Source organism: Variovorax sp. M-6 (assembly GCF_052114385.1).
Classification (GTDB): domain Bacteria; phylum Pseudomonadota; class Gammaproteobacteria; order Burkholderiales; family Burkholderiaceae_C; genus Variovorax.
In genome coordinates this window covers 1-19,331 of sequence record NZ_JBFREQ010000036.1, presented here as the reverse complement: position 1 = coordinate 19,331, position 19,331 = coordinate 1, and the positions used below count along the sequence as shown (strand labels likewise).

20 protein-coding genes and 1 pseudogene are annotated in these 19,331 nt (G+C 67.0%); 6 read left to right on the top strand and 15 right to left on the bottom strand.

All coding sequences use genetic code 11. The features are described 5' to 3' along the window. Nucleotides 1-8: 8 nt before the first annotated feature. The 5 genes and pseudogenes from AB4Z46_RS29350 to AB4Z46_RS29330 form a co-directional block, all read right to left on the bottom strand. Nucleotides 9-248, bottom strand: a pseudogene (locus tag AB4Z46_RS29350) (DNA polymerase II); the annotation flags it as partial. Nucleotides 249-701: 453 nt separating this feature from the next. Further along, the gene (locus AB4Z46_RS29345; RefSeq protein ID WP_442287080.1) at nucleotides 702-935 is read right to left on the bottom strand and encodes a hypothetical protein; all 234 of its coding nucleotides are present in this window, start codon (nucleotides 933-935) and stop codon (nucleotides 702-704) included. 152 nt (nucleotides 936-1,087) lie between these two features. Next, complete coding sequence (locus AB4Z46_RS29340; RefSeq protein WP_442287079.1) at nucleotides 1,088-1,456, bottom strand: hypothetical protein; 369 nt, start codon at nucleotides 1,454-1,456, stop codon at nucleotides 1,088-1,090. 192 nt (nucleotides 1,457-1,648) lie between these two features. Next, complete coding sequence (locus tag AB4Z46_RS29335) at nucleotides 1,649-2,062, bottom strand: hypothetical protein (RefSeq protein WP_442287078.1); 414 nt, start codon at nucleotides 2,060-2,062, stop codon at nucleotides 1,649-1,651. Between the two features lie 112 nt (nucleotides 2,063-2,174). After that, nucleotides 2,175-2,675, bottom strand: coding sequence for a hypothetical protein (locus tag AB4Z46_RS29330; protein ID WP_442287077.1), 501 nt, complete (start codon nucleotides 2,673-2,675; stop codon nucleotides 2,175-2,177). Nucleotides 2,676-2,898: 223 nt separating this feature from the next. Between AB4Z46_RS29330 and AB4Z46_RS29325 the strand changes: the two genes are divergently transcribed. Beyond that, nucleotides 2,899-4,137 carry a cation:proton antiporter gene (locus AB4Z46_RS29325; RefSeq protein ID WP_442287076.1) on the top strand — a complete coding sequence of 413 codons (1,239 nt, stop codon included), beginning with the start codon at nucleotides 2,899-2,901 and terminating at the stop codon, nucleotides 4,135-4,137. A gap of 19 nt (nucleotides 4,138-4,156) precedes the next feature. Here the strand turns inward: AB4Z46_RS29325 and AB4Z46_RS29320 are convergent, their stop codons facing one another. The 8 genes from AB4Z46_RS29320 to AB4Z46_RS29285 form a co-directional block, all read right to left on the bottom strand. After that, nucleotides 4,157-4,975, bottom strand: coding sequence for a c-type cytochrome (locus AB4Z46_RS29320; protein WP_442287075.1), 819 nt, complete (start codon nucleotides 4,973-4,975; stop codon nucleotides 4,157-4,159). Continuing rightward, nucleotides 4,972-6,588 carry a cbb3-type cytochrome c oxidase subunit I gene (locus tag AB4Z46_RS29315; RefSeq protein WP_442287074.1) on the bottom strand — a complete coding sequence of 539 codons (1,617 nt, stop codon included), beginning with the start codon at nucleotides 6,586-6,588 and terminating at the stop codon, nucleotides 4,972-4,974. Before AB4Z46_RS29315 ends, AB4Z46_RS29320 begins: the two co-directional genes overlap by 4 nt. Continuing rightward, nucleotides 6,575-7,153: a cytochrome C oxidase subunit II gene (locus AB4Z46_RS29310; RefSeq protein ID WP_442287140.1), complete on the bottom strand. Its 579-nt coding sequence runs from the start codon at nucleotides 7,151-7,153 to the stop codon at nucleotides 6,575-6,577. The genes AB4Z46_RS29315 and AB4Z46_RS29310 overlap by 14 nt, the downstream gene beginning before the upstream one ends. Further along, on the bottom strand, nucleotides 7,131-7,355 hold the full coding sequence (locus tag AB4Z46_RS29305) for a hypothetical protein (protein ID WP_442287073.1): 225 nt from the start codon (nucleotides 7,353-7,355) through the stop codon (nucleotides 7,131-7,133). The genes AB4Z46_RS29310 and AB4Z46_RS29305 overlap by 23 nt, the downstream gene beginning before the upstream one ends. A gap of 5 nt (nucleotides 7,356-7,360) precedes the next feature. Then, on the bottom strand, nucleotides 7,361-9,595 hold the full coding sequence (locus tag AB4Z46_RS29300) for a molybdopterin cofactor-binding domain-containing protein (RefSeq protein WP_442287072.1): 2,235 nt from the start codon (nucleotides 9,593-9,595) through the stop codon (nucleotides 7,361-7,363). A gap of 8 nt (nucleotides 9,596-9,603) precedes the next feature. Continuing rightward, entirely contained in the window at nucleotides 9,604-10,071 is a 468-nt protein-coding gene (locus AB4Z46_RS29295; protein WP_442287139.1) for a (2Fe-2S)-binding protein, read from the bottom strand. Nucleotides 10,072-10,145: 74 nt separating this feature from the next. Continuing rightward, nucleotides 10,146-11,630, bottom strand: coding sequence for an arylsulfatase (locus AB4Z46_RS29290; RefSeq protein WP_442287071.1), 1,485 nt, complete (start codon nucleotides 11,628-11,630; stop codon nucleotides 10,146-10,148). A gap of 190 nt (nucleotides 11,631-11,820) precedes the next feature. Then, entirely contained in the window at nucleotides 11,821-12,216 is a 396-nt protein-coding gene (locus AB4Z46_RS29285; RefSeq protein WP_442287070.1) for a hypothetical protein, read from the bottom strand. Nucleotides 12,217-12,743: 527 nt separating this feature from the next. Here AB4Z46_RS29285 and AB4Z46_RS29280 point away from each other — a divergent pair. Next, the gene (locus AB4Z46_RS29280; protein WP_442287069.1) at nucleotides 12,744-14,576 is read left to right on the top strand and encodes an ATP-binding protein; all 1,833 of its coding nucleotides are present in this window, start codon (nucleotides 12,744-12,746) and stop codon (nucleotides 14,574-14,576) included. Nucleotides 14,577-14,584: 8 nt separating this feature from the next. Continuing rightward, nucleotides 14,585-15,199 (top strand): response regulator transcription factor, encoded by a 615-nt coding sequence (locus AB4Z46_RS29275; protein ID WP_442287068.1) that lies wholly within the window; start codon nucleotides 14,585-14,587, stop codon nucleotides 15,197-15,199. A 75-nt stretch (nucleotides 15,200-15,274) separates the two neighbouring features. Here the strand turns inward: AB4Z46_RS29275 and AB4Z46_RS29270 are convergent, their stop codons facing one another. Continuing rightward, nucleotides 15,275-15,688 (bottom strand): hypothetical protein, encoded by a 414-nt coding sequence (locus AB4Z46_RS29270; protein ID WP_442287067.1) that lies wholly within the window; start codon nucleotides 15,686-15,688, stop codon nucleotides 15,275-15,277. A gap of 184 nt (nucleotides 15,689-15,872) precedes the next feature. On the opposite strand from AB4Z46_RS29270, the gene AB4Z46_RS29265 reads away from it, so the two are divergent. Beyond that, a complete protein-coding gene (locus AB4Z46_RS29265) occupies nucleotides 15,873-16,184 on the top strand; it encodes a hypothetical protein (protein ID WP_442287066.1) in 312 nt (103 codons plus the stop codon). Between the two features lie 175 nt (nucleotides 16,185-16,359). On the opposite strand, the gene AB4Z46_RS29260 is transcribed toward AB4Z46_RS29265, so the two are convergent. Further along, nucleotides 16,360-17,100 (bottom strand): hypothetical protein, encoded by a 741-nt coding sequence (locus AB4Z46_RS29260; RefSeq protein ID WP_442287065.1) that lies wholly within the window; start codon nucleotides 17,098-17,100, stop codon nucleotides 16,360-16,362. 149 nt (nucleotides 17,101-17,249) lie between these two features. Here AB4Z46_RS29260 and AB4Z46_RS29255 point away from each other — a divergent pair, with 149 nt between their 5' ends. Both AB4Z46_RS29255 and AB4Z46_RS29250 read left to right on the top strand, forming a co-directional pair. Beyond that, entirely contained in the window at nucleotides 17,250-19,010 is a 1,761-nt protein-coding gene (locus AB4Z46_RS29255; protein ID WP_442287064.1) for a di-heme-cytochrome C peroxidase, read from the top strand. Nucleotides 19,011-19,023: 13 nt separating this feature from the next. Beyond that, nucleotides 19,024-19,331, top strand: a 308-nt coding sequence (locus AB4Z46_RS29250; protein ID WP_442287063.1) for a DUF4331 family protein, incomplete at its 3' end; no start/stop codon positions are given.

Here is a 19,331-nt window from a genome sequence, read left to right as displayed (position 1 = left end):
CTGCTCTCGAACCAATCGCAATAGATGAGGGAGAAGTCCAAGGGCTCGCCCGACTCAGGTGGCGGCTCGCCGAGCATGAAGACGACACGTTCAACCGCCCCGTCCAGCGCAATGGAATAGAGTTCCTCGTCCTGGCTCGTCTCGATGTCCAGCGACACCACCTTCAACACCGGACGGAAATCAGGCGAGGGCTTCAGCTTGTAGTCGACGACGGTGAAGCGGTTCGCCCTCCCTCCTCGCACCAGCACGCCGGTCGATCGGCACCTTCAGCTCGCCTCGTTGCACCTTGTTGAGCAGCGTGTGGGTGGCGCGGCATGGGTCGCGTTGGCAAGAGCGAAGGCGAGTGTGGCGATCGAAAGTGCGTGGCGCAGGAACATGAACTCGGCGTGTCGTTGGTGGGAGTGGAAGGGCCGGGTGGCCCGAGCCACCACGGCGAAGCCGCAACCTTAGGGTGTGCGCGCCACGCCGCGCCGCCAGCAAAGAAGAACCGACTTGGTTATGTGCTGTTCGACATTGACTTTTCGGCGGCGCCAGGCCCTCCCCTACCCCAACGCCGGACCAGTCCAGGAACTGGAATCCCTCAGGACTTCGCCTTCTTCGAAGGTATGGACTGGCCGGAACTGTTGAGGGTGACCGCTTCTCGGACGAGCGCCTTCTGCTTCGTGGATGTCGATCGCGCGGACCACGGTGCGCGCTGCGGGCTACTTCGCTCCCGACATGTCCGGCGTACCGCCTTGCTTGGCTGGACGCTTGTTGGGATTGCGTTCCTCTCGCGCCGTGGCTCGCGCCTGTCCGGTGGACGCCGCCTTGCCGGTGCCGATGGCATCGTTCAGGGGCGATGTCGCCTCGTCGCCGCCTGGCTTCTTGACCTTGCCTTGCGGCCGTGCATCGACCTTGTCCTGTGCGCGTTCCTGGGGCTTGGTGTCCGTGATCACCTGTTCCTAGGACGAAGCGCCTGGAGGGTTCTGTGCGTGGGCGCCGGCTGCGAACAGGCCTGCGATCATGACTGCTGATGAAAATCCAGATGGGTGTCCACCTACTGCCACGTCCGTGGCGACGCGATGTCGATGGCCGGCGGCCCGCCGAGTCATTTCGGATCCGAGCGCACGCGACGCACCGCAGCGCGCAGTTCGCGCACGCTGACCGGCCGCTCCAGAAAATCTGTCGCTTCCAGGCGCGCAATGTCCACCGCGGTGCGAAACGCGGAGTGCGGGCCCAGGACGATCACGGGCAGTGCCACGCCCCGGCGCCTCAACTCGCGCACCAGCCTGAGCGTGGCGGCCTCGTCGACATCGGCCGACGCGATCAGGCACTGGCCTGAACCACCGGGCGGGCGGGCAAGAAAGGCTGCGCCGTCGTCCACGAACACCACCGCATCGGTGATCCGTCCCAGCGCCGATTCGATCCATGCGCGCTCACCCTCCTCGAATCCGACGACGTAGACGGTGGTGGACATGGCTTCGGCGTCTCCCGAGGCAATAAAGGTGGCGGACCAATGGTGAGGCCATCCAGGCAATGCGACCATCCCGGCGACCACGCAACACCACGTACGTATGCGCACGAGGATCCCGAGCGGTCCGGTCGAGGCCAACGCCCGACCATGGCGCGCAGGCCGGCCGGGCACTCCGCACGCGCCATCGGCCCGTTGCTAGCGACGGAATCCAACGAAGGCGGGCCCGCCCCAACCTCCCCAGCCGCCCCAGTCCATGGCATTCATCTCGTTCATCTGGGCGGCCTCGAGATTGTTGTTGCTGAGTTGCTTCGCAACGCGCAGCCGCTGATAGTCCTGGTACTGCGGCAGTCCGCCGACATAGGCGAGATTGTTCATCGAATCCGGCAGGACGTAGTAGGTGGTGCCCTGGTAGGTGATGGGCGAAACCTTGTCCTTGGGAAGCTTGGCCAGCATGGCCTGCTGATCCGGTTTCGAAGGCGTGATGACCTTGAAGCCGGCGGCGATAGCCAGGTTGTCATTGCTGAGCGCGCTGTCGGTGGCGCAGCCGGCGACCAGTGCGAACGAGGCCGCGGCAACCAGGCATTTCAATGCATCGAATCGTTGGTTCATGGTCGTTCACTCCGAGAGATTGTTGACGGAAAAGCGTGTGATGGACTCCGACGACGCCCCCCTGTGTATCCGGGCGGCCACCGACACCACGTACGTGAAGCAGACGATTCGCCTATTTGCCTCCCAGCTCGATCTCGGCGTTCTGGCCGGTGTCGTAGCGCGTCACCACGCCGGCGGGATTGAAATAGACATAGAACAGGCGTGGCATGTAGTTGTCCATGTATTGCCAGCTCCAGACCACGCCGTCGAAAGAAGACACGCGCGTGATCTGATACGGCTTGCCATAGGCGCGCAGCACGTCGGCCTCGGTCCACTTGCCGATCTGGATCGGGTTGTTGTAGAGCGGATAGTCCAGCATCGAGCGCACGGCGACGACGCGACCGGCCGCGTCGAGGTCGACGTTGTCGACCTGGTAGCCCGCAGGCTCGCGCGAGTACTGCAGTCGCTCGCCGCCGTCAGGCAGCGGGTAAGTGGCGGTCGGCTTGCCCAGTTGCTGCAGGGCCTGGGCGCGCGTGGAGCCTATGGGCAGGCGCGCGGGATCGGCCGCGCAGCCGGCCAGCGCGGCCCACAGGACTGCCGCCGCAACCCGTGCCATCCAAACTCCAGCTTGCATGATGACCTCCTGCCGAAGCGCGAAATCGTGAAGGCCCCAGGGGCCTGCTCGATCCTGAGATCGTCGGCCTGTCGACCCGGCGGGGTCAATCCCGGCGGCCACTCAATCCACGTACGTGCAGGCGCCGCGCGAGCACGTACGTGGCCGCACAGGAGGCACCGGCGGCGATTCCGCGATCCAATGGCTTCGGGTGCATGGCCGCGCTTGCCACCGGAGAGACGTCATGACGTTCATCGATTTCGTTCATCGCGCCATCGACCTTCTCCCGGCGCTCGCCCGGTTCGCCATCATGATGGCGCTGATCATCGCCGTTCCACGGATCTCCCGAGCCCTTCGCATCCCGAGCGTCGTCGGATTGCTGCTGAGCGGCGTGCTGCTGGGACCGCACATGCTGGATGTCTTCCCGCGCGAGCATCCGGTCGCCGAATTCTTCTCCGACCTCGGCATGCTGCTGCTGATGTTCTTCGCGGGCTGGGAGATCGACCTGGACCTGTTCCGGCAAAAGATCCTGCGCTCGATCGTGTTCGGCGTCGCCACCACCGCCCTGCCGCTGGTCCTCGGCACGCTGGCCGCCCAATGGCTCGGCTACGCGGTGCTGCCGGCGATCGTCATCGGGTCGCTGCTCGCCTCGCACACGCTGCTGGCACTGCCGATCGTCACCCGTCTGGGCGTGCAGCGCCAGGAGGCCATCGTGGTTGCCGTCGGCGCGACGATGATGTCGGACACCCTGTCGCTGCTCGTGTTCGCCGTTTGCGTGCCGATGTTTGTCAGCGGCTTCTCGGCGTCGGCGCTGATCCTGCAGGTCGCCGAGATCGTGGCGTTCGTCGTCTTCGTGCTGGCCGGCCTGAGCCGCGCCGCCGGCTACGTCCTGAAGAAGGTGGAGAACGACGAGGAGACGTACTTCGTCCTGATGCTCGGCATCCTCGCGCTGACCGCGCTGGCCGCCCAGTACATCAACCTGCCGGGCATCGTCGGCACGTTCATGGCGGGACTCGCGGTCAACGCGGCCGTCAAGGACAAGCCCGCCAAGTCCAAGCTGGAGTTCATGGGCACCACGCTGTTCATTCCGGTCTTCTTCGTCGTCACCGGCTTCCTGATCGACCCGTTGGCGCTGTTGCGCGGCCTGTCGGCGGATGCCCTGCTGGCGGTCGGCATCATCGCCGCGCTGCTCGTGGGCAAGTGGATCGCCGCGGAATCCTGCGGCCGGGCCTTCGGCTATGCGGAAGCCGCGCGCATGACCCTGTGGGCGCTGACCCTGCCGCAGGTCGCCGCGACACTCGCGGCCGCCCTGGTGGCGACCAAGACCTTCAACGGCGCGGGGCAGCCATTGCTCGACGCGCGCATGTTCAACGCTGTGCTGCTCATGGTGCTGGTCACTTCCGTGCTCGGTCCGCTGCTGGTACAACGGTTCGCGCCTGCCATGCGGGTCGCGCCCGATCGGCCGCCCGTGCCAAGGCGGTGAACCATGATGACCAGCCGGCTCATCGGCTACCCGTGGCGCCCAGGCCCGAATAGTAGGCCGCGAGGGCGCTGATCTCCTGGGCGGTCAACTGGCGCGCGACGCTGCGCATCTGGGCGCTGATGTCGTTGTGGCGAGTGCCCGAGGCGAGCGCCTGCAGCTGCACTTCCAGGTAGGCGCGCTGTTGGCCCCGCAGGCCCGGCGCGCCCGGCGTGAGCCCCAGCGGTCCGTGGCAGGCCGCGCAGGCCGCGATGCCGCGCAGCGGATCGCCGACTTCGACCAGCCGGCGCGCCATCGCGTCGACCGGTGTGCCCGTCCCGCCGGCGCCCGCGAATGGATCGGGCAGCGAGGCATAGTGCGCCGCAAGATCGCTCACATCCTGCGGCGACAAGCCCGAGACATACGCACCCATCACGGCGGCATCGCGCCTGCCGCTTCGGAAATCCTCGAGCTGCTTGTAGATGGCGGCCCGGGTCTGCCCGGCCAGGTTGGGAAAGAGGGCGTCCGTGCCGACCCCGGCGGCGCCATGGCAGTTGTTGCACGTGGTCGCCGCGAGCGAAGCGCCTCGGCTTGCATCACCCGTGGCCAGAATCCGCCGCGTGGCCGCGGTCCATGCCACGTTCGAGGCCGGCGCTCCGGCCTCCACCGGCGCCTGCGGACGGCGAACCGGAAGACCGATGGCGCTGCAGATGGCATCCCACAGTGCCGGCGCCCCCGGGCCCTGGCTCGACGGCAGCCAGACGAAGCCCACCGCGACCGCGGCGACGAGCAGTGCCGCGGTGGTGCCGATCCACACCGCGAACCGGGGGTCGCGGGTCGGAGGCGTGCGGGAAGCGGTCATCGCACCTCGACCGGGTACGTCGCCACGCCGCTGCGCTGCAGCAGCAGGATTTGCGCGATCGGGTAGCCGTAGTTCACCACCGTCAACGCCGCCACGAGCACGATCCAGACGCCGAAACCGTTCAGCGATGCCGGCAGCCGCAAGGGCGGACGCAGCGCCAGCGAGAACCGCAGCGGCGCCTGCTCGCTGACCGGCCCGCGATGCGACCCGAGCAACCCGGCCACCAGCACCAAGGTCGAGAACACCAGGATCGCCCCGCCGACGGCCGAAATGCTGACCCAGATGGCCTGCGGGGCCAGCGCCGGATCGGCGAAGTCGTAGTAGGCCATGCGGCGCGGCTGGCCCATCATGCCGACCACGTGCCAGGGCAGCGTCACCACCAGGATGCCGACGAACCAGCTCCACAACTGCCACTGCATGAGCTTCGGCGAGATCGCGCGGCCGGTCATCCGTGGCCACAGCTCATAGGCGATCGCGAAGTACATCGTCACGACGGAGCCGCCGTAGATCAGGTGGAAATGCGCCGTCACGAACTGCGTGTTGTGGACCGTGGCGTTGAGCGCATAGCTCATGTTGATGAGCCCTCCCGCGCCTCCCAGGCCCAGCATGACCAGGGACAGCCCCGAGGCCAGCACGAGGGGTCGGTCCCATGGCAGCGCCGCGACCCAGCCGAAGACGCCGCGCCCGCCGCGCAGGCGCCCGGCGATCTCGAGCGAGGCGCAGATGGTGAAGATCGTCAGCAAGGTCGGAACGGCGACCATCCCGGTGAAGACCGCGTGCAGGAACTTGAATCCGGCGCCGACCTGCGGATCGCCGAACAGGTGATGCATGCCGATGGGCATCGAGAAAACCAGCAGCTGCAGGAACGCGATCCGGCCCATCTTGTCGCTGTACAGCCGACCCCCGGCGGACTGCGGCAGCAGCACGTAGAACGCGATGTAGGCGGGCATCAGCCAGAAGTACACGATGGCATGCAAGGTCCAGGAGAACAGCATCCTCGCCAGCCCGGCGTCGAGCGTGTCGGTCCAGCCGAACGCGTTGGGCAGGATCAGGAAGGCGATCTCCGAGCCCACCCCCAGCGAGGTCCAGGCCCACAACAGCGCGCCCGCGGTGGTGGCGAACATCGCGAGCGGAACCGGTTGCCCCGGGTGGTCGCGCTTCCAGCGCCTGAAGTGCCAGACCATCAGGCCCACCCAGATCCACGATCCCGCGACCGCCAGCAGGATGCCGCCGTAGTACCAGGGGCTTCCGAGCAGCGGCGGGTAGAAGGTGTAGAGAACCGTGGCCTTGCCCGCCGCGACCGTCGCCAGCGCGATCAGGGCGCCTGCGCTCACCATGACCAGGGAGCTCCACGCGAGCCGCATGCCATGCATCGGCCGGCCCAGCGAAACGGCGCACACCGCGTAGCCGAACCCCATCACGACCAGGGTGGGGAACACATACGCCAGCGTGCTGCCGTGGGCGGTGACAGCCACGTAGTACCGCTCCGGGTCGACCCACCGGTGCAACGGGCTGCGCACCAGCATCTGCCACGCGCCCAGCGGGACCGCGAAGGCGAAGGCCGTGAACGCCACCCAGAAGTGGGCCAGCACGAGTCGGCTACTGCCCTGCACAGGATGCCCTCTGCTGAGCGCCATGGAGGCGGTCGAATTCGAGCCGGTCCAACACCTTGACGCGAGCCCACATCCCTTCGTGACCCACGCTGCAATACTCGTGGCAGGGCATCAGGTGATCGCCCGGGGCGTCGAAGCGCGTGCGGACCTCGGCGACATAGCCGGGTATCACCATGGTGTTCACGTTGGTTCCCGTGACGAGGAAGCCATGAACCACGTCCGGACTCGTGACGCGGAACCTGACCGGCGTCCCGGCAGGCACGACGACGCACGCAGGCACGAACGAATACTGCTGCGCGATCAGCCGCACGATCGCCGTCCGGTCGGGTTGAATGGCGGTGCCGAGATTGCTCTCGATGAACTCGCCGGACAGGTGCAGCCGACTGGCATCGATGGTCTCGACGCCGGACGGCGACATCGCGGTCCAGTGCAGGCCGGAATAGGCCATGACCGCGAACACCACGCCGATCACGCACGCCACCACCCAGGACCATCGACGCTCGGACCGGTCGATGGCCTGCGCGGCCGCCAGTTCGGCAGACTCAGCCAAGGGAGCCTCGCGCAGCGAAGACGAAGACGAAGAATGCCATCCAGAGCGCGAGCAGGATGCACACGGCCAGGCCGGCCACGGCCAGCGCGCCACGCGGCCCCGCGGCAGCGATCGCCAGAAGCTCCTGCGGACTGCCATGGAAGGCGACGTTCTCGGCCCGCGCCGCGGCCGAGACATGGTCCATGTCCCGCGGGTTGCGATTCGGCGAGGCGTCCATGGCTGCTACTTCGGTTGGGTGGCGGCGAGCGCAGCCAGCACCGCGGCCGGCCGGAACGGCACCGAGCGCAGGTGCGCTCCCGTCGCGTCCAGCACGGCATTGGCGATCGCGGAGGGCACGGCCGACGTGGTGGGCTCGCCCGCGCCCCACGGTACTTCGCCGGGGCGATCGATCAGGTCGATGGCGACCTCCGGGACCTCCGGAAAGATCAGGATCGGATAGCTGGCCCAATCGAGGCTCGTGACCGCGCTGCGGCTGAACGTCAGCTGTTCCACCAGGGTTCGGCTCACGGTCTGCACGACATTGCCTTCGATCTGGTTGCGCAGCCCGTCCGGATTGATGATCTGGCCGCAGTCGTGCACGACGAACACGCGCTCGACGTGGATCTGCCCGCTGCGCCGGTCGACCGCCACGTCCGCGACCAGGCCCACGTAGGTGCGAACGAGTTCGTACTTCGCATAGCTGATGCCGCGGCCTCGCGCCAGCGGGCCCGTGTCGCGCGCACGCCCGCCGCGAGGCTGCCATTTCGCGAACCCACGCAGGCGCTCGAGCAGTTCCAGGCCGCGCTTGTCGCTCAGGTGGCGCATGCGGAATTCGAACGGATCGATGCCGGCCGCGGCCGCGAGCTCATCGACGAAGCTCTCGTTGCCGAAGGTGTTCTGCATCCGGCCGGGGGCACGGATCCAGGCTGCCGGCAGCGGCGTATCGAGCATCCAGTGCGCCGTCAGACGGCTGCCGGGAAGGTCGTAGGGGATGCCCAGGCCCGGGTTGTAGATGCCGGGGCCCGCCGGCCCCTCCCTCGGCAGGTCCGCCAGCACGGCCCCCAGCAAGGTCACGCCGGAGCGCTTCATCGGGCGTTCGGGCAGGAAGATATCGGCTTCCCAGGCGACGACCTTTCCCCGGGGATCGATTCTCGCGCGGTAGTCCAGCAAGGTCGGCGGACCCTTGGGGTCCCAGCCATGCTCGTCGGCGCGCATCCACTGCAGTCGCACCGGGCGCCCGATCTGCACCGCGATCAGCGCCGCCTCCGACGAGCAGTCGTCCGCCCCGTTGCGGCCGTAGCATCCCGCCCCCTCGACGTAGATGCAGCGCACGCGCTCCCCGGGCAGCCGCAGCATCGTGGCCAGTTGCCGCCGCAGCAGGTGGCTCGCCTGCGAGGGGGTCCAGACGGTGAGCGCGCCATCCTTGAAATCGGCGACCGCGCACGACGGACCGATCGAGCCGTGGGTGTTCAACGGGAAGTCGTAGCTCGCGCGCAGCTGCCGGCCGGCGCCGGCCAGCCGGGCGACGGAGCCGGCCGTGCGTTGCAGCACCTCGCTGCGATCGACCTTCGCGCCGCGCATGTAGGCCACGAGGCGGGCGTCGTCGGGCAGGCCCTCCCCGCCGCCCCACTTCGCCACCAGCGTGCGCGATGCGCGAACGGCCGCCCATTCGTCGCTCGCCACCACGGCGAGGAAGTCGCCCTGGCGCACGGCGCGCAGGTAGCCGGGGATGTCGCGGCACGGCGTGTCGTCCCATGACTCGAGCCTGGCGCCCACGGCCGCGGGATGCACCATGCGCGCGTGCACCATGCCGGGCACCCGGACGTCGTGCACGAAATCGAAGGTTCCGAAGATCTTGGCGGGAATATCGAGGCGGCGAACGGGCCTGCCGACGATCCGGTAGTCCGACGGATCCTTCGTGCGCACCGCGGGGTTGACCTTCATCGACAGGCTGCGGCCCTGAAGCAGAGCCGCATAGGTGATGCCCGGACCGCCCGCCCGCGGCGCCACCGTGCCCTCCTGCACGACCAGCTGGTCGCTGGGAATTCCCAGCCGGGTGGCGGCCTGGTCGAGCAGGGCCTCGCGTGCCGTCGCGGCCGCCTTGCGGATCTGCATGCCGCCGGCCTGGATCGAAAGGCTCGAGTCCGTCGGGTGCTGGTCGGGCGTGAGCAGGGTGTCGCCCTGGATCGTCGTGACCCGATCCAGCGGTACATCGAGTTCCTCGGCGACGATCTGGGTCACGGCCGTGAGCACGCCGGTTCCGAGCTCCACCTTGCCGCTGTAGAGCGTGACTCTTCCCTGGTCATCGATCGCGAGGAACCCGCCGACCTCGCCCGCATCGACGCTCTTGCCCGACGCGGGCGTTCCTGTCCCTTGCGCGAACGCGATACCGGGCGGCGGGGCGAGCACGAAGCTCACCACCAGCGCACCGCTGCCCTGCAGAAGTGCGCGACGGGAGAGCTGGGCGTGGCGGGACATTCGAACGCTCAGGCCATCTGCTCGGCGGCCCGCATCACGGCGCGCAGGATGCGCACGTGCGTCCCGCATTTGCACAGGTTGGCCGCCAGCGCCTGTCTCACCTGGGCTTCGGTCGGGTGCCGGTTGCTCGCCAGGAAAGCCGCCGCCTGCATGATCATTCCATTGATGCAGTAGCCGCACTGCGCGGCCTGTTCGTCGATGAAGGCCTGTTGCAGGGGATGCGGCTTCTCGGGTGTCCCGAGTCCTTCCAGGGTCACGATCCGGGCGCCGGCCACGGCCGAAACCGGCATCACGCAGCTGCGCAGCGCCTCGCCGTCATAGTGCACGGTGCACGCGCCGCATTGCGCCAACCCACAGCCGAAATGAAGGCCGTGCAGACCCAGCTGGTTGCGCAGCGCATAGAGCAGGGGCATCGCCGGATCCTCCGTCTGGAGTTCCCTGGCCTGGCCGTTGACGGTCAGCTTGATGGTCGTGATGGTCAAGATCCGCTCCCGAAGTTGGCGCGCCCTGCCCTCGCCGCCCCGGAGCGCGTGCCCGGGGCGATCCCCATTCAATGGGCCGCGCTGCTCGACTCCTGGAGCTTGCGCAGCACTTCATCCAGGTTGAAGGCGGCGGGCTTCTGCCGTGGCGGGAACTTCTCGAACGCTTCGATCTGCTGCGCCACCGTCGCCTGCATCGCATAGACGATGTAGGCATGCGAGATCACCCAGTCCCAGTAGGTGTTGGAGTTCTCGTCAGCCCGCTCGAACGGGTCGCGCCGCAGATTGAACATCTTGGGCGCCCGGTACTTGACGAAGGGCTCGAACCAGCACTGCAGCGTCTTTGCGCGCTGCTCCATCAGCACGACCTTCCAGTCATGCATGCGGATCGCCATGATCTCGCCGTCGTCGCTGATGTAGAAGAAGGTTTCCCTGGGGCTTGTCTGCGTCTCCCCGCTCAGGTAGGGCAGCATGTTGTAGCCGTCGATGTGCACCTTGAAAGTCTTTTCGCCGACCTTGCTGCCGTTCAGGAGCTTCTCCTTGACGTCCGCTTCACCGACCGCCGCGAGCAGCGTCGGCAGCCAGTCCTGATGCGAGACGATGCCGTTGATGACCGTGCCGGGCTTGAACTTGCCGGGCCAGCGGACGAAGCACGGCACGCGCCAGCCGCCTTCCCAGTTGGTGTTCTTCTCGGCGCGGTAGGGCGTGATGCCCGCGTCGGGCCAGCTGTTGTAGTGCGGGCCGTTGTCGGTCGAATACATCACGATCGTGTTGTCGGCGATCCCCAGTTCGTCGAGCTTGTCGAGCATCTGCCCGATGTGCTCGTCGTGCGCCACCATCACGTCGTTGTAGTCGCCCTGCCCGCTCTTGCCCTTGTGCTTCTCGGCGCAATGGGTCCGGAAATGCATGGCCGTCGTGTTGTACCAGAGGAAGAAGGGCTTCTGGTCGGCATGGCATTTGTCGATGAACTCGAGCGCTGCCTCCGTCGTCTCGTCATCGATCGTCTCCATCCGCTTCTTCGTCAGGGGGCCTGTGTTCTCGATGGTCTGCCCGCCCTTGCCGTCCGACCGGCAGCGCAGCACGCCACGCGGTCCGAAGCGCTTCTTGAACGCGGGGTCCTTCGGGTAGTCGGGATCCTCGGGCTCTTCTTCCGCATTGAGGTGGTAGAGATTGCCGAAGAACTCGTCGAATCCATGCACCGTGGGCAGGTACTCGTCCTTGTCGCCCAGATGGTTCTTGCCGAATTGCCCGGTGGTGAAGCCATGCGCCTTCAGAAGCTCGGCAATGGTCGGGTCTTCCGCATGCAATCCGACCGACGCCCCGGGCATGCCGACCTTGGTCAGCCCGGTGCGGATCGGGTTCTGTCCCGTGATGAACGCCGCCCGGCCGGCCGTGCAGCTTTGCTGGGCGTAGTAGTCGGTGAAGGCGACGCCTTCATTCGCGATGCGATCGATGTTCGGCGTCCGGTAGCCCATCTGCCCACGGCTGTTGTAGCTGATGTTCCACCAACCGACATCGTCGCCCCAGAGGATCAGGATGTTGGGCTTGGTCGTCATGATTGTTCCTCGGCATGGATGAGGTTCCAGGTCACCTCACGGTCACACTGGACACGCACAGTGAGTGATTCGGCGACGTCCCGCCGCTGCCGCGTACGGCGATCGCGGCACCGTGCGCCGGGGGATGCTATGTCCGTCCGATCTGCCTGCCTATCCCGGTGACCACGCACGAGCACGTACGTGGCGCTCGTCACTTTCGAAGCTTCCAGCGCAGCACCTGGTTGATCAGACTGCGAACGACGAGATACGGAATCACCGCCAGAACGGCGGCCACCATGAGGGCCTCGCCGGGATACACCCAGCGCATCACGCTGAACTGATAGATCGCATCAATGACGACCGCCAGCAGAAACACCTTTCCCACGTGCTGCCAGCCTTCCTTCAGCAGGGCCCTTCGCTGTGCCGCGTCGGTTGCCAGGGCCCAGAAGTAGAGCGGACGGCCGTCACGCGCATCCTGCCGGCCGGCCCGGAATGCGAAGATGGCCGCCATCAGCGGCTGAACCACGAAGCGAAACGCGAGCGGCGCATGTCTGCCGCTCGTCATGTCGGTCCAGGTCCGGACGAAGGCGTCGACGATGAAATCCATGACTTGAGACCCGTGGCGCCGTGTGTGACCACGGGCTCTCCCGCATTCTGAATGCCGCCATGGCCCGGGGCAATCCCGGCGGCCACGCAGCCCCACGTACGTGAGGCGCCGGCTCCGGGGCCGCACCCGGTCGCCCGCGGCCGAACCGGCAATTCGCGAGAGCCGGGCGGTCGGCGCCGAATGACCCGGTCAGCCCCTGTCGGCACCGGTCGCCATATCCCGAAAGCCGGATTGACGGCGCCTGCGCGATGTGGCGATGATTGCCGCTGCGGCTCTCGGGGCCCCGACAGGACGCGGGGCTCATGACGCCGACGAACGAGAAGAGTTCCGCCGCGAGTGTTCCGTGGCAGCGGCGGGACGGAGGAATATTCAACCACGCAACGAACGCGGTGAAGCACCTTGCGGGACAGTCCCTGCGCACTGCCGACGCCAGCTCACAGCTCCCGCTCTGCGAGATGGGGGCAGGGCTGTGCCACGCGTGCCAACCTGCTGGCGCTGAGCGTTCCGGGCCGGCGACGGGTCCCGCCATGACGGCGCTGGCGCTGTCTTCGGCCGCGCGGCCGGGGCCCGGCAACCTGCAGGACCTGCTGCGTTTCGAGCGCCTGCTGTCGGACCTGTCGGCCACCTTCATTGCCGTTCCCGTGCACGACATCGACGGCGCCATCGAGCAAAGCCTCGCACGCATCGTGAAAGCCCTGGACATCGATCGGTCGACGCTGACGCGCGTGTTCACGCTGACGGGAAGCGCCCGGGTCACGCACTCGTACGCCGTCGACGGGATCGCGCCGGTACAACGATTCCTGGCCGCGCGCGATTCGAATCCGTGGGCTCTTTCGATGGCGATCGCGAACCGGCCGGTCGCGTTTTCCCGACTCGACGACCTGCCGCCGGAGGCCAGCGTCGACAAGGCGAGCTGGCGCCGGATCGGCCTGAAATCACACGTCATGATGCCGATCATGGTGGCGGGGCAGCTGCACGGCGCCCTCAACTTCGGCTCCGTTCGGGTCGAGCGCGAATGGCCGGACGAACTCCTCTGCCGGATGCGCCTGCTGGCGGAAATCTTCGGCAGCGCCCTCGCGCGCAAGCGCGCCCAGGAGGAGCTCGAGCTCGCGATCGGCTTCGAGCGACTGGCCAGCAGCATCCTGGCTTCCCTGGTCATGGCTCAACCGGACGAGCAGGGCGAGGCCATCTCGCGCGGTTTGCGCGAGATCGGCGAATGCGTGGGCGCCGAGAGGGTCGCCCTGTGGCAGGGGATCGGCTGCGACGCGCGCTACGACCCGTCGCAGCATTGGCATGCGGAGGGTTTCGCGCCGCCGACGGGCACGCGCGGAGCGCGCTGCTTGCCATGGCTGAGCAGCCGCATCGCTGCCGGCCACGTGGTCCGGTTGTCCTGTCTCGACGAGCTCCCCTCCTCGGCGCACCTGGACGGCGACACCTTGAAGGCACTGGGCATCCGCTCATTGCTCCTGGTGCCGGTCGCAGGAGAAACGACGAGCGCACTCTCGATCGCGACGGTCCGGCGCGAACACGCCTGGCCGGACGCATTGCTCCCCGGTGTCCAGCTGCTCGCCGAGGTGTTCGGCAGCCTGCGCGCGCGCGAGGCCGCCGAGCGCCGCCGGCTGGCCGCGGAAGTCGAGGCGGCGCACTGGCGCGAGCGTCTGGCGCATCTGGTGCGGGTCCACACGGCCGGAGAAATGTCGGTCGCACTGGCCCACGAGATCAATCAACCGCTCGGTGCGATCGAGAACTACGCGCTCGCCGCGCGACATCGCGCGACCGCGCCGGCGCCCGACATGTCGAGGGTCGCGGAACTGCTCGACAAGCTCATCGGCCAGTCCGCACGCGCCGGCGACGTGGTGACGCGTATGCGCAGCATGGCGCAGCGACACGAGCTGGACCCCAAGCCGATCCGCATCGAGCAGGCGGTGCGCGAGTGCGTCGGCATGGTGAAGATGGACTGCGATCTTCGCGACATCCGCATCGAGTTGCCGGCAGCAAGCCCCCTGCCCGAGGTGGTCGTCGACGAGATCCATGTGCAGCAAGTGATCCTGAACCTGCTGCGCAATGCGATGGAGGCGATCGAACTCGCGCCCCCGGACGGCGCAAGGGAGATCGCCATCGCGATCCGGGCCGGCGAGCGCGACGAGGTGCGGGTGGACATTGCGGACCGCGGCGTCGGCATCGCCGACGGCGACCTCGAGCGCGTCTTCGAATCCTTCTACTCGACCAAGTCGAGCGGCCTCGGCGTGGGACTGGCGATCTGCCGCAAGCTGATCGAGGCCCATGGCGGCCAGCTGTGGGCCTCGCACAATCCCGGCGGCGGGGCCCTGTTCAGCTTCACGCTTCCACGGCTTCCATAGATGCAACCATGACCGAATCCACGGTATTCATCATCGATGACGACGAGGCCTTTCGCGACTCGGTGCGCGAACTTGCGAACTCGATCGGCCTTGCCACCGAGGTCTACGGCTCGGCGCTGGAATTCCTCGAGATCTTCGATCCGTCGCGGCCGGGCTGCCTGGTGCTCGATGTGCGCATGGCCCGCATGAGCGGACTCGCACTGCAGCAGCGCCTGGCCGCGATCGGCGCGCGAATACCGATCGTTTTCATCAGCGGCCATGGCGACATCACGATGGCGGTCAAGGCGGTCAAGGACGGGGCCGTCGACTTCGTGCAGAAACCCTACCGCGAGCAACAGCTGCTCGACGCGATCGACGAAGCCCTGCGCCGCGATGCGCGCATGCGGGCGGCGCCTGCCGCCGAAGCGCATCAGGGCCTGGCCGAGCGGATCGCCGCCCTGACCGATCGCGAGCGCGAGGTGATGACGCTGGCGCTCAAGGGCTTGCCGAGCAAGGTCATCGCCAAGGAGCTCGTCATCAGTCACCGCACCGTCGAGCAGCATCGCAGCCGGCTGCTCGAGAAACTGAAGGTCAACTCGATCACCGAGCTGCTGCGAATGAATCGCGACCTGTCGTCGGAATAGATCAGCCAATCGCTGCCTGCCGGGACCGTTGGACAGCAGGAGCGGATGGCATCGGACGATCTCCTCGATCAACGCCTAGAAGCTGAAGTCGATCGCCTTGGGGCCACCGCCGACCGCGACGCCCTGCGATTTGCTCCTGCCCATGGCCTGCGCTTCCACGGTGTAGCTGCCGTCCGGCAGCTTGATCAGGCAGACGGGCCCGGTCGACGGCACCGTCAGCACGCTGGCGCCCTTCGCATCCTTGATCGTCACGGTGACCGAAGCCATGTATTCACCTGCGGCGGTTGCGAACAGCAGCGAAAGGGGATAGTCCTTCCGGGCGGCGAGCATCGCCTTGGAAGAGGCCTCCCCGATGCCGCCGCAGGAGAAGCTCGCGGGTCCCTGGGTCTGAAGCGGCGGGATGGCGGGCAGGTTCTGGGCCAGCGAGGGTGGCGCCATGCCCGAGAGCACGACAGTGGCGGCGCAGAGGGCCGAAGACATCGGGCGCATTTTGGATCTCCCTTCGCAGCGCTGAGTTCGCAATACCCGATTCTCGAGAAGGCAGCCGCCCTGCGGTATCCCTGCGGCCACGTAGATCCACGTACGTGGCGGACAAAGGGGGCACGAAGGGCGGGGCCCGCCATAAAATGCGCCCCTGCTCCTCACGCGCCTCATGTCACAACATCGGTTGAGTTTGAAGAAGCCGCTGCTTGCCGCGATGGTCCTCGCGAGCGGATGGAGTTCAAGCGCCCTCGCCTTCGATGACTTCGAGGGCACGTACGTGAGCGGCGACACCACGATCACGTGGCGTGCCGGGGGGCGTTCGGGCAACGAGTTTCTGTCCAGTCGATGTCCCGACAAGAAGTTCCGCCACCGCACCCAGCCGGGCGACGCCCATGCTGGCAAGGACTACACCATCAAGTCGGACTTCGGGTTCACGAAACTCGTGGTCACAGGCTCCAGCCAATGCCTGCCTCGAGGCACCTACAAGCGCGAGGGACCGTAGGCGCCCAAGCGCCAAGACCACCAGGAGCCTGCAACACGACACCCGCGTGCGTGCCGCCGCCCGAGAATGCGACGGCCAGCGTCAACTCGCCGGGATGCCGGCTCGGATTCCTGGCGAACTCGCCCAGCGAATAGACGGCGCCGCTCACCGATGAAGCGGGCGGTGCGCAATGCGGCTAGGACTTCCTGACGACCGAAGTGGCGATCGCCTGCGTGATGGTCATCTTCATCTGGTCGCCGACTTTGACGCCGTTGAGCATGGACGGGTCCTTCAGCTTCACTTCGGTGAAGTGACCGAACGGGCCCCGAACCATCACGGTGCCCTTGGCCTGATCGATCGCCCAGATGTTCGACACCATCGTGGTCTGCTTCATCGCAGCCCCGCCGGGCAGCTGGCCGACCTGGGCGCGGTCGACGGCCGTCGTCGTCGAGGCCATGCGGATCCCGTTGCCCGTCTGGAAGTCGAGCGCCACCGACTGGATGTAGGTGGCATCGACCGTGTCGCCGACCTTGACCTGGGCCAGGTTCTTGACCCTCTGGTCGACCATCACGGCGAATTCGTTCCCCTCCGGTCCCTTGAGGGTCACGATGCGGTTCTTCGGGTCGATCGCCGTCACCAATGCGGTGATCGTGATCTCTTTCATCATGTCCCGTACATCCAGCACCTTGGGGGTGGCTGAAGGCGTGTTCTGCTGCGCCATGGCGGGCGCGGCGAATGTCAGGGCCGAAGCCAGCGCGAGAACTGTGTAGTGGGCTGATTTCATGTCAGGTTTTCCTTTCACGTCCGGATAGACGGACCGCTCGCGGTACCCATGCCAGATCAGACAACCTGATATCGCAGTGATCGCTCGCACCCCGCCCTGCGGATTTTCACGATTGCCGAGCGGCGCGCCATCCCGACGGCCACGCAGGACCACGTACGTGGCCTAGGTGGGCACCGGGATAGGCCCCGCCCCCCCGAGCCTTGACAATGCTTCGCAAGCGTCGAATGTCACGGTGTGCTTTTCAGTTCCTGGAGACTTCCATGCAGCGCTACACGCGGCCTCTCGGGGCCAGGACTCTCGCCTTGAAAGCGCTTCCATGCGCGTTGCTGCTCGCGGCGGCGCTCATGGCGGACGCCGCGGCGCAGCCGGCAGCGAGTCCGCCCGGGCCCGTGGTCTTCCTCGACCAGGGCTGGACACCCGCCGAGCGGGCCTGGTACTACCAGGTCTCGCAGGGCTCGGCCGTGATGTCTTACGACCTGTTCATGAACCTCGAGGTGGCCGGCAGCCAGGAACTCTTCCGCTCCGACGCCAACAGCGACCGCTTCGGACTGATCGCCCAGCCCGCCGATCCGCAGAGCAACCCCGATGCGCTGCCCATCGGGCTGAGCAAGACGATCGTCAAGAAGAAGGGCAGCAGCGTGGAGGATGTGCAGATCGGCCTGACCTGCGCCGCCTGCCACAACGCGCAATTGAACTACCAGGGCAAGCGCATCCGCATCGACGGCGGCGTTGCCAACACCTTCGACATGATGGGCTACGTGAACGCCCTCGACGATGCGATGCAGGCCACGCTGGCCGACAAGCAGAAGTTCGATCGCCTGGCCACGCGGCTCGGTGCCATGAGCGCGGACGCCAAGGCAGAACTCGGCAAGCGCTTCGAGCGCGAGGCCGTTCCGATCCGCGACTACCGCACGCGCACGCTCGCAACGCCGATCGCCTGGGGGCCGTCCCGGATCGACGCCATCTCCGCCATCGTCAACCGCCTGCTGGCCATCGAGACCCGCATCCCGCAGAACACCTCCACCCCGCTCGCGCCGACCAAGCCACCCTTCCTGTGGAACGCGCCGCACGGCTCGTGGACCCAGTGGCGGGCATCCCAGCAGGACCCGATCAATCGCAACCTCGTCGAATCCATGGGCGTCTACCTGCCGATGAATCTGCATGCCAAGTCGCCGCAGGAAGGGCTGTTCGAATCGAATGCGGCGCTGCTCAACCTGCAGCAGATCGAGAACCAGCTGACGCGGCTCGCGCCGCCCAAGTGGCCGGAAGAGATCTTCGGCCGGATCGACCGCCAGAAGGCCGCCGCCGGCAAGGCGCTGTTCGCGACCCATTGCGCGAGCTGCCACAACGCCTGGCCCTACACGTGGACCGCACCGAACAAGTATGGCAAGCGCTTCCTGGAGGTCGGCGTGGTGCCGCAGAAGTATGTCGGCACGGACCCGGGCCAGTTCGACAATCTTCGGCCCTACGCGATCACCGGCAACCTCGCACCCTACCTTCCGGAATCCTTCAAGGACAAGGAGATCATTCCGACGGGCGCGCTGTACCTGATCACGCAGAAGCTGGTTCTGGACAAGGCGCTGTCCGAGTTGAAGCTCGACGAGCAGCAGACCATCAACCTCCACGGCTACCGCGAATTGCCGCCTGCCCGACAGACGCAAGACGTGTACAAGGCCGCACCGCGCGACGGCGTGTGGGCCACGCCGCCCTTCATGCACAACGGTTCGGTGCCCAACCTCTACGAGATGCTGATCCCGGCCAGCGAGCGCACCAAGAAGTTCTATGTCGGACGTGAATTCGACCCGGTCAAGGTGGGCCTGGACACCAGCGGCAAGAGCGGCACCTTCCTGCTCGACACCTCGCTGCGCGGCAACTCGAACGGCGGGCATTCGTTCGAGAAAGGCCCGCTCGGCAACGGGATCATCGGTCCGCTGCTGACGGAGCCGCAGCGCTGGGCGCTGGTCGAATACCTGAAGTCGATCCCCGAAGAACCAGGCCGCGTCACGCCCTTTGGCGGCCCGGCGAACGCGGTCACGGGCACCAGCAAGTGGTCTCGCAACTGAGCGAAGGTGAGCCATGTCAGACCATGTCGATGGCCCGCGCCAGATCGGAGACCCCTCCGCCGATCTGACCGACCTCTTTGCCTTCATCAGCCCGGCGGACCCGAACCGCACCGTGCTGGCGGCCAACGTGTTTCCGTCCGCCGGCACGCTCGCGATGTTCTCGAACGCGATTGACCACGCCATCGTGGTGCGCCGCCTGACGATCGCCGGCATGGGCGACGCGACCAGATTCAGGCCCGGCGATCCGGAGCTTCGCTTCACTTTCCGCTTCGATGCGCTGGAGCGCGCCGCGGAAGGCAAGAGGCCGGTGCAACGCGGCAC

Excerpts from the sequence above, each read along its gene's own strand:
- AB4Z46_RS29275 (WP_442287068.1), top strand. The coding sequence starts at position 14,585 with ATGACCGAATCCACGGTATTCATCATCGATGACGACGAGGCCTTTCGC.
- AB4Z46_RS29325 (WP_442287076.1), top strand. The coding sequence starts at position 2,899 with ATGACGTTCATCGATTTCGTTCATCGCGCCATCGACCTTCTCCCGGCG.
- AB4Z46_RS29340 (WP_442287079.1), bottom strand. The coding sequence starts at position 1,456 with ATGTCCACCACCGTCTACGTCGTCGGATTCGAGGAGGGTGAGCGCGCA.
- AB4Z46_RS29285 (WP_442287070.1), bottom strand. The coding sequence starts at position 12,216 with ATGGATTTCATCGTCGACGCCTTCGTCCGGACCTGGACCGACATGACG.
- AB4Z46_RS29300 (WP_442287072.1), bottom strand. The coding sequence starts at position 9,595 with ATGTCCCGCCACGCCCAGCTCTCCCGTCGCGCACTTCTGCAGGGCAGC.
- AB4Z46_RS29335 (WP_442287078.1), bottom strand. The coding sequence starts at position 2,062 with ATGAACCAACGATTCGATGCATTGAAATGCCTGGTTGCCGCGGCCTCG.
- AB4Z46_RS29320 (WP_442287075.1), bottom strand. The coding sequence starts at position 4,975 with ATGACCGCTTCCCGCACGCCTCCGACCCGCGACCCCCGGTTCGCGGTG.
- AB4Z46_RS29330 (WP_442287077.1), bottom strand. The coding sequence starts at position 2,675 with ATGCAAGCTGGAGTTTGGATGGCACGGGTTGCGGCGGCAGTCCTGTGG.
- AB4Z46_RS29290 (WP_442287071.1), bottom strand. The coding sequence starts at position 11,630 with ATGACGACCAAGCCCAACATCCTGATCCTCTGGGGCGACGATGTCGGT.
- AB4Z46_RS29280 (WP_442287069.1), top strand. The coding sequence starts at position 12,744 with ATGACGGCGCTGGCGCTGTCTTCGGCCGCGCGGCCGGGGCCCGGCAAC.
- AB4Z46_RS29270 (WP_442287067.1), bottom strand. The coding sequence starts at position 15,688 with ATGCGCCCGATGTCTTCGGCCCTCTGCGCCGCCACTGTCGTGCTCTCG.
- AB4Z46_RS29305 (WP_442287073.1), bottom strand. The coding sequence starts at position 7,355 with ATGGACGCCTCGCCGAATCGCAACCCGCGGGACATGGACCATGTCTCG.